This is a genomic window from Rhizorhabdus antheiae (assembly GCF_049889055.1).
Classification (GTDB): Bacteria; Pseudomonadota; Alphaproteobacteria; order Sphingomonadales; family Sphingomonadaceae; genus Rhizorhabdus.
Genome location: NZ_JBLTWO010000025.1, coordinates 1 through 2,500 on the forward strand (window position 1 = coordinate 1; position 2,500 = coordinate 2,500).

General features: G+C 55.3%; 1 tRNA gene and 2 rRNA genes (1 of these 3 cut by a window edge). All 3 read right to left on the reverse strand.

Features of this window, described 5'->3' with window-relative positions:
• Position 1: 1 nt before the first annotated feature.
• Positions 2 to 78: transfer RNA gene (locus ACNI3R_RS20365), tRNA-Met, on the reverse strand.
• Positions 79 to 234: 156 nt separating this feature from the next.
• A 5S ribosomal RNA gene (gene rrf / locus ACNI3R_RS20370) occupies positions 235 to 349 on the reverse strand.
• Positions 350 to 456: 107 nt separating this feature from the next.
• Positions 457 to 2,500, reverse strand: a 23S ribosomal RNA gene (locus ACNI3R_RS20375) (it continues 745 nt past the right edge of the window).

The window sequence follows — 2,500 nt, forward strand, 5'->3', positions numbered from 1 at the left end:
TTGGTTGCGGGGGCAGGATTTGAACCTGCGGCCTTCAGGTTATGAGCCTGACGAGCTACCGGGCTGCTCCACCCCGCGCCAATGAGGAAGACCTGGGGATGTTTTGTCCCCGGAGCGTTAGCTCCGCAAGGCCGGAAGGCCGTCGCGCGGTTAGCGCGGAGCCAAGGCAGCGGATGCTGCCGCCGGCGTTTGAGGTCATGTGACAAGTGAATGGGAAGATACGCGGTCGACAAAGCCTGGCGGCGCCCTACTCTTCCACCGCTTAAGCGCTAGTACCATCGGCGCAGTCTGGTTTCACGTCCGAGTTCGGGATGGGATCGGGTGGGTCACAGACGCTATGGCCACCAAGCTATGTGGACCGCGTATCATTTTGTTCTAGAAACCGTGCTGGTATTTGATGCTGTATGTAGATCCGCCACCATTGGACATCAGGGTTGATGTTGATGGTGGGGTTCTCGAAGCGCGAATAGAGCAATTAGTATCGGTTAGCTCCATGGGTTACCCCACTTCCACATCCGATCTATCAAGGTCGTGGTCTTCGACCGCTCTAAGATATCTTATCTTGAGGGAGGCTTCCCGCTTAGATGCTTTCAGCGGTTATCCCGTCCATACATAGCTACCCTGCTGCGCGGCTGGCGCCACGACAGGTCCACCAGAGGTATGTTCAACCCGGTCCTCTCGTACTAGGGTCAACTCCTCTCAAATATCGACGCCCACGGCAGATAGGGACCAAACTGTCTCGCGACGTTCTGAACCCAGCTCACGTACCACTTTAATTGGCGAACAGCCAAACCCTTGGGACCTGCTCCAGCCCCAGGATGTGATGAGCCGACATCGAGGTGCCAAACAACCCCGTCGATATGAGCTCTTGGGGGTTATCAGCCTGTTATCCCCGGCGTACCTTTTATCCGTTGAGCGATGGCCCTTCCACGAGGGACCACCGGATCACTATGACCGACTTTCGTCTCTGCTCGACTTGTCAGTCTCGCAGTCAGGCTGGCTTATGCCATTGCACTCTAACAGCCGGTTTCCAACCGGCCTGAGCCAACCTTCGCGCGCCTCCGTTACTCTTTGGGAGGCGACCGCCCCAGTCAAACTACCCGCCACAGAGGGTCCCTGAACCAGTTTCATGGTTCGAGGTTAGACATCAGAAAACAACAGGGTGGTATTTCACCTATGGCTCCACCGGGGCTGGCGCCCTGGCTTCAAAGCCTCCCACCTATGCTACACAATTCTTTCCTAATGCCACTCTGAAGCTGCAGTAAAGGTGCACGGGGTCTTTCCGTCTAACCGCGGGTACTCCGCATCTTCACGGAGAATTCAATTTCGCTGAGCATGTGCTGGAGACAGTGGGGAAGTCGTTACGCCATTCGTGCAGGTCGGAACTTACCCGACAAGGAATTTCGCTACCTTAGGACCGTTATAGTTACGGCCGCCGTTTACCTGGGCTTCATTTCGGAGCTTGCACCCCTCCACTTAACCTTCAGGCACCGGGCAGGCGTCAGACCCTATACGTCGTCTTGAAGCCGACTTAGCAGAGCCCTGTGTTTTTGCTAAACAGTCGCTACCCCCTGGCCTGTGCCCCCCATAAGTGCTTGCGCATATATGGGGCCTCCTTCTTCCGAAGGTACGGAGGCAATTTGCCGAGTTCCTTCAGCACACTTCTCTCAAGCGCCTTGGTATACTCTACCTGACCACCTGTGTCGGTTTCGGGTACGGTCTATACGGTGGGGCTATTTCCTGGAACCATTTCGAAGCACGTCCAATCCGTTAAGGACGTACAACACACATGATCCGTCACACACCACCAGGCCCACGAATATTAACGTGGTTCCCATCGACTACCCCCTTCGGGCTCGTCTTAGGGGCCGGCTCACCCTGCGCGGATTAGCCTTGCGCAGGAACCCTTGGTCTTTCGGCGACAGGGCATCTCACCCTGTTTATCGCTACTCATGTCTGCATTCGCACTTCCGATACCTCCACGACCCATTACCAGATCGCTTCACAGGCTTACGGAACGCTCCGCTACCGCGTGGATAAATCCACACCCTAAGCTTCGGTGCGTGTCTTGAGCCCCGTTACATCTTCGCCGCAGGAACCCTTATTTAGACCAGTGAGCTGTTACGCTTTCTTTAAAGGATGGCTGCTTCTAAGCCAACCTCCTGGTTGTTTTGGGATTCCCACATGCTTTCCCACTTAGACACGACTTGGGGACCTTAGCTGTAGGTCAGGGCTGTTTCCCTCTTGACGACGGACCTTAGCACCCGCCGTCTGTCTCCCGGATATCACTCGTTGGTATTCGGAGTTTGGTTGAATTTGGTAGATCTCGCGACCCCCGCATCCATCCAGTGCTCTACCCCCAACGGTGTTCATCCGAGGCACTACCTCAATAGTTTTCGCGGAGAACCAGCTATTTCCCGGCTTGATTGGCCTTTCACCCCTAAACACAACTCATCCGGTAACTTTTCAACGTTAATCGGTTCGGACCTCCAGTGGGTGT